The sequence below is a fragment of the Azoarcus sp. TTM-91 genome, assembly GCF_012911025.1.
Taxonomy (GTDB): Bacteria; Pseudomonadota; Gammaproteobacteria; order Burkholderiales; family Rhodocyclaceae; genus Azoarcus.
Window position 1 is genome coordinate 1 of record NZ_WUEI01000181.1, and the last position, 5,821, is coordinate 5,821.

A 5,821-nucleotide genomic window follows, 5' to 3' on the forward strand; every position below is an offset into this window, starting at 1 on the left:
ACAGCGGACTCAGCACGCTGGCGACAAGCACCGCCACCCGCCCCGAGAACCCGAACACCACCGATCCCCTCAACTCCCCCCGCTGGGACGAACTGCGCCGCGCCTGGCTGGGCGACGCCCCGGCCGAGTTCGACAGCCGGGTCCAGGTACAGGCGCCGGCAATGGCGGAGGACGCGCTCAACGTGCCGGTGCGGGTGGACGCCAGCCGGCTGCGCGGCCAGGGGGTCGAGGAGATCCTCATCCTCGCCGACTTCAACCCCATCGTCCGCGCCCTCTCCTACTCGCCCGGCAGCGCCGAACCGGTGCTGGGCTTCCGCCTCAAGCTGCAGCAATCCAGCCCGGTGCGGGCGGCGGTGCGCACCGCCGACGGCCGCTGGCATGTGGGCGGCACCTGGGTGGCCACCACCGGCGGCGGCTGCACGCTGCCCTCCACCGGCTCCGGCTCGCCGGAATGGCAGCGCCAGCTCAACCACACCGAGCTGCGCGCCTGGCCGCGGGTGGATGGCGGCCAGCGGCTCAAGCTGCGCATCGTCCATCCGATGGACACCGGCCTGGCCGATGGCATCCCCGCCTTCCACCTGGAAGAGATCAGCCTGCTCGGCCAGGGCACCCCCGCCGGTGCCGCGCTGGCGGTACTGCGGCCCTACGAGCCGGTGGCGGAAAACCCGGTATTCACGCTGGACCTGCCCGCCGGCGTGGTCGCCTCCGGCGTCAGCGGGCGCGACAACAACGGCAACCGGCTCACCGCCGAGCTGCGGCCATGAGGGCGCCCAGCCTCTCCCGGCCGGTTCTCTGCCGGCCACGACTCGCAGCGCTGCTGCTCGCCGCGCTGCTCGCATCCTCCCTGCCGGCGAAGGCGGACACCGTCGTGCCCGGCGCCGCCCACGCCTTCGACTACCGTCTGCAGCCGCGCCGCATCGCCGACGGCGTCTACGTGCTCGTCGGCCGTACGGAAGACTTCGACACCCGCAACGGCGGCAACATCGTCAATACCGGCTTCCTCGTCGGCAGCAGCGGCGTGGTCGTCATCGACAGCGGCCCCTCGCGCCGCTACGGCGAGCAACTGCGCGCCGCCATCGCCGCCGTCACCCCGCTGCCGGTGGTGCTCACGCTGAACACTCACGCCCACCCGGACCACTTCCTCGGCAACCAGGCCTTCCCCGCCGGCACGCTGGCGGCGCTGCCCGCCACCCGCGACGCCATCGCCCGCGAAGGCGAAGACCTCTCCGCCAACCTCTACCGCCTGGCCGGCGACTGGATGCGCGGCACCGAGGCACGTCCGCCCGGCCGCAGCCTCGCCCCCGGCCGGCTGGATGCCGGCGGCCGCGAGCTGGAACTGATCGCGCTGGATGGCCACACCGGCGCCGACCTGCTGGTACTGGACCGCGCCAGCGGCACCCTCTTCGCTGGCGACCTGCTGTTCCATGACCGCGCCCCCACCACGCCGCATGCCGATCTCGACCACTGGCTCGCCGCGCTGGAACGCATCGCCACGCTGGACGGCGTGCGCCAGGTGGTGCCCGGCCACGGCGAAGTCGCCAGCGGCGCCGGACTGCAGACGCCGCTGCGCCAGACCCAGGCCTGGCTGCGCTGGCTGCAACAGCGCCTGGACACATCCGCCGCCCAGGGCCTGGAGACCAACGAGGTGCTGGCCTTGCCCTTGGCCGCCGAATTCGCCACCATCGCCGAAGCAGCCACCGAATACCGGCGCTCGGTGCTGCGCCTCTATCCCCAGACAGAACACAAGGCACTACAACAACATGGCGCCCGCTGACCTCCGCCCCGCGCGCATGCCACGCACGCCCCGCCTCGCCGGCCGCCTGCACCGCCTGCTCGCGGTGCTGCTCGGCCTCGGCCTGTGCGCCAGCGCCGGCTGGTGGGCCACCGAAAGCCGCCACGGCATCGCCGAGGAAATCCACGGCACCACCCGCGTCGCCGAGCAGATGCTGGCTGTGCTGGTGGCCGAAGCCGCCGACGACGGCGATGGCGGCGCCCGCCTGGAAGCCCACCTGCGCACCCTGGGCCGGCTGCGCGCCAACGCCATCACCCTGGAAGCGGCCGACGGCACCCCGCGCTACGTCTCGCCGCCGCCGATCTACAAGGCCGGCCGCCACGCGCCGGCCTGGTTCACCGCGCTGATGGCGCCGCCCACGCCCACCCGCCTCTTCCTCTCCGGCGAGCTGACGCTGCTGCTGCAGCCGGACGCCTCGCGCGCGGTGCTGGACGCCTGGGACGACCTCGTCGCCGCCTCCGGCTGGGTGCTGGCCCTGAGCCTGCTCGCCTGGAGCGCCAGCCGCGCCGCCCTGCGCCGCGCCCTCAGCCCGCTCGCCCGCCTCAACCGCGCCCTGGCCGGCGCCGCCGGCGGCCGCTTCCACGCCCTGCCCGCCAGCGGCGTGGCCGAGCTGGACCGGGTGGTGGCCAGCTACAACCGCCTGGTGGAGAGCCTGCAGCGCAGCCATGCCGACAACCGCCGGCTGGAAGACGACCAGGCGGTCGCCCTGCTGCTGCAGGCGCGGCTGGAAGAAGAGCGCCGCGCCATCTCGCGCGAGCTGCACGACGAACTCGCCCAGGGCATCACCGCGGTGCGCGCCATCGCCGGCGCCATCCGCCAGCGCAGCGACGGCAACCCCGGCGTGCACGGCAGTGCCCAGGCCATCCTGGCGATGACGGAGCGCATGCAGGAAGGCGTGCGCGCCATCCTCCAACGCCTGCGCCCACCCCAGGTCGGCGACGGCTGCCGGCTGGACGAAGCGGTGCGCGACTGGTGCGCCCACTGGGCCACGCTGCACCCCGGCATCCAGGTGGAATGCCACGGCACGCCGCCCGCCGGCGCGGTGGACGAGGCGCTGGGACTGGCGGTGCTGCGCCTGCTGCAGGAAAGCCTCACCAACGTCGCCCGCCACTCCGGCGCCAGCCGGGTGGACGTGATCCTGGCCGGCGACGAGGACGGCCTGCGCCTGGTCGTGGCCGACGACGGCCGCGGCAGCGAGCACACCGAAACCTCGCCCCCTGGCCATTTCGGCCTCACCGGCATGCGCGAGCGCGTCGCCGCGCTGGGCGGCCGCCTGCTGCTGGACACCCCGCCCGAAGGCGGCCTGCGGGTGCACGCCCGCCTGCCGTGGGCGCCCGCCAGCAGCGCCGAGGCCACGCAATGAAGCCGCAGCGCCTGCCGCCGGCCGCCCGTATGGGTGGCACGCAGAGCCCGCCGAGGAGGCCGACATGGACATGACCGCCCTGCCCGCCAGCCTGCGCATCGTGCTGGCCGACGACCACGCCGTGGTCCGCATGGGATTCCGCCTGCTGATCGAAGGCGCCGGCGCCCAGGTGGTGGCCGAGGCCGGCAGCGGCGAGGAAGCGCTTTCCGCCTACGAGATGCACCACCCCGGCCTGCTGCTGATGGACGTCTCCATGCCAGGCATGGGCGGGCTGGCCGCGCTGGAACGGCTGCGCGCCCGCCATCCGCAGGCGCGGGTGCTGATGCTCTCCGCCCATGACGATCTGCAGATCCCGCGCCGCGCGCTGGCCGCCGGCGCCACCGGCTACCTCTCCAAGCGCGCCGACCCGGAAGAGCTGCTGCGCGCGGTGGGCGACACCAGCCGCGGCCGCGCCTACCTGGACCCCGGCCTCGCCGCCCAGCTCGCCCTCGCCCAACTGCAGCCGGCGGGACAGTCCGACCCGGTGTCCGCCCTCACCGCGCGGGAGTTCGACGTCTTCCTGCAGCTGGCGCGCGGCCGCTCGGTGAACGAGATCGCCGCCACGCTGAAGCTGGGGCCGAGCACGGTGGGCAGCCACCTCTACCACATCAAGCAGAAGCTGCAGGCCACCAACGCCGCCGAGCTGGCGCTGATCGCGGTGCGGGCGGGGTTGATCGAAGCCTGATCCTGGACGAGCGGACCAGGGCTTTTTTCGCCCGACAACGGGTGCATGACAGCTGTTCGGGTTGAGCGCGCCGAAGTCCGCGCCGCGCGCGGCCCTTCGACAGGCTCAGGGCAAACGGCATTTCCTGGTTGATTGCCGGGGCAACAGAAGAAGCCGGAAGAAGCCTGCCGTGTCCAGCAGCACAAGCCCTTGCGAGCCCTCAAGGAGCACATACCGTTCGGACTGAGCCTGTTCAGCCCATTCCGGCACACGCCCGGCCCGGCGGCCGGGGCAGGCGCCCCGGCCGCCGTCCGCAATCAGAAGAAGATGATGCCGCCGAAGGAAATCGTGCGCGTCTTCAGATCGCCATTGCCGCTGGAGTTGATCGCGTCCGGCCCCTTGGCGCGCTCCATGTTGTACTCGCCCACCAGGGTGATGTACTTGTTCAGCGAGTGATAGACACCCAGCGTTGTGGAGCGGAAGCGGTTGGTGCCGATGAGGTTGCCGCCGCTGTCGCGGTTCTCGCCGAAGTTGATGCCCACCTTGGTCTTGCCCAGCTTGTAGGTGCCCTGCAGGAACCAGCCGCGGCTCTTGGTTTCGCCATAGGGCGAGTAGAACAGCGCGCCCACGGTGGACAGGCCCAGGCCCTTGCCGGTGAAGCCGTAGGCCACCGCCTCGAAGTCGCCCAGGCCCACCTTGGCGCCCAGCTCGGCGCCGCGGGCGGCGAAGGTATCCACGTTGTTGTAGCCGCTGTCGGTGTCCTGGTGGATCAGGCCGCCCCACACCGAGCCGGGCGTGTTGCCCTTCCAGTCGTAGCTGGCGATGGCCTGGATGCCGGGGGTGGAGGTTTCGCCGCTGCCGATGAAATCGCTGGGCTGGAAGATGCCCACCGCGGCCTGGAAGCCGTCGAAGTTGGGCGAAGTGTAGGTGATCTGCGGCTGGAAGCCGGTGTACATGTAGCCGTGGCCGATCATGCCGAAGGTGGTGTTGAAGGGCGTGGAGGCGTAGGTATTGCCGCCCAGGCCCAGCAGCGTCATGTCGGCGAGGATGACCTTCTGGCCGAACAGGCCGATGTCGCGGCCGAACTTCAGCGTGCCCGCCTCCGCCTTGCCGAACTGGAAATAGAGGTTACGGGTGTCGATCTGGCTGTAGGGCTCGCCGCCACCGCCCAGCGGCAGGCCGACGGTGGAGGAATCGTTGTTGATGCCGGGCGCGAAACCGACGTGGGCCTTGATGTCCAGCCCCTCCACCTGGGTGGTGAACACGAAGTTGATCCAGCCCGGCAGCAGGCCGTTGGTGATGCCGGAGTTGTTCACCTTCCCACGGTCGTCTTCGGTGGTGCGGAAGGAATAGAAGCCGTTGACCGTGCCGTTGATGTCCAGCGTGGCGTCGCCATTGGAGAAGCTCACCGCGTGGGAGCCGGTGGACAGGGTGGACAGGGCCAGCGCGACGGCGGCCGTGAGAGAGCGCTGCTTCATGGATTTGTCTCCGTATCTTTTGTTGTCTGGATGATTCCCTGGGCACACCTGAAGGGCGTACCGGGCGGGGCTCCAGTGCCAAGGCCGTGCCAGCCCCGGACCGCGGCGGCAATACGGATACACGCGCCACGATCCTTACGGCATATATCCACGGAATGCGCACAGACAAAGGGAATACGGCGCCGCAACAAACCCTTTGGCATAAATCGAAAGTAGCAGCGGCCCTGCTCAGAACGGAGACAGCTGTCCCTTGGCGGCACACCCGTAACGGAACAGGCGGATGTCATCTCATGATTTTCATGAGACGAGCGTGGCGATTCGACGGATGCGGCCGCGGCAACGGCACCACTAAAGTTGGAGCCGCAAAGCTGCCCGCCGGGCGGCCGGACAAATCAGGGCGAGGGCCAAGTCCCCGGCGCCCATCCACCACACCTGGAATCTCCGCCATGCGTCGCGTACCCGCCTGCCCCCAGCCCGCCCTGCGC

At 71.1% G+C, this 5,821-nt stretch carries 5 protein-coding genes; 4 read left to right on the forward strand and 1 reads right to left on the reverse strand.

Annotated elements, in window-relative coordinates:
* Positions 1–17 precede the first annotated feature (17 nt).
* The 4 genes from GRF61_RS22995 (at position 18) to GRF61_RS23010 (ending at position 3,879) form a co-directional block, all read left to right on the forward strand.
* The gene (locus GRF61_RS22995; protein ID WP_169152953.1) at positions 18–764 is read left to right on the forward strand and encodes a quinoprotein dehydrogenase-associated SoxYZ-like carrier; all 747 of its coding nucleotides are present in this window, start codon (positions 18–20) and stop codon (positions 762–764) included.
* Positions 761–1,774, forward strand: a complete 1,014-nt coding sequence (locus tag GRF61_RS23000; RefSeq protein WP_169152950.1) for a quinoprotein relay system zinc metallohydrolase 1 — start codon at positions 761–763, stop codon at positions 1,772–1,774. Before GRF61_RS22995 ends, GRF61_RS23000 begins: the two co-directional genes overlap by 4 nt.
* A gap of 16 nt (positions 1,775–1,790) precedes the next feature.
* Positions 1,791–3,155, forward strand: coding sequence for a sensor histidine kinase (locus GRF61_RS23005; protein WP_169152951.1), 1,365 nt, complete (start codon positions 1,791–1,793; stop codon positions 3,153–3,155).
* 70 nt (positions 3,156–3,225) lie between these two features.
* On the forward strand, positions 3,226–3,879 hold the full coding sequence (locus tag GRF61_RS23010; RefSeq protein WP_169152954.1) for a response regulator transcription factor: 654 nt from the start codon (positions 3,226–3,228) through the stop codon (positions 3,877–3,879).
* A 296-nt stretch (positions 3,880–4,175) separates the two neighbouring features.
* Here the strand turns inward: GRF61_RS23010 and GRF61_RS23015 are convergent, their stop codons facing one another.
* Positions 4,176–5,336: a porin gene (locus tag GRF61_RS23015; protein WP_169152952.1), complete on the reverse strand. Its 1,161-nt coding sequence runs from the start codon at positions 5,334–5,336 to the stop codon at positions 4,176–4,178.
* Between the last annotated feature and the right edge of the window lie 485 nt (positions 5,337–5,821).

Bases quoted from the DNA above. Each gene is read 5' to 3' on its own strand.
- GRF61_RS23010 (WP_169152954.1), top strand. From the start codon at position 3,226: ATGACCGCCCTGCCCGCCAGCCTGCGCATCGTGCTGGCCGACGACCAC.
- GRF61_RS23015 (WP_169152952.1), bottom strand. From the start codon at position 5,336: ATGAAGCAGCGCTCTCTCACGGCCGCCGTCGCGCTGGCCCTGTCCACC.
- GRF61_RS23000 (WP_169152950.1), top strand. From the start codon at position 761: ATGAGGGCGCCCAGCCTCTCCCGGCCGGTTCTCTGCCGGCCACGACTC.
- GRF61_RS23005 (WP_169152951.1), top strand. From the start codon at position 1,791: ATGCCACGCACGCCCCGCCTCGCCGGCCGCCTGCACCGCCTGCTCGCG.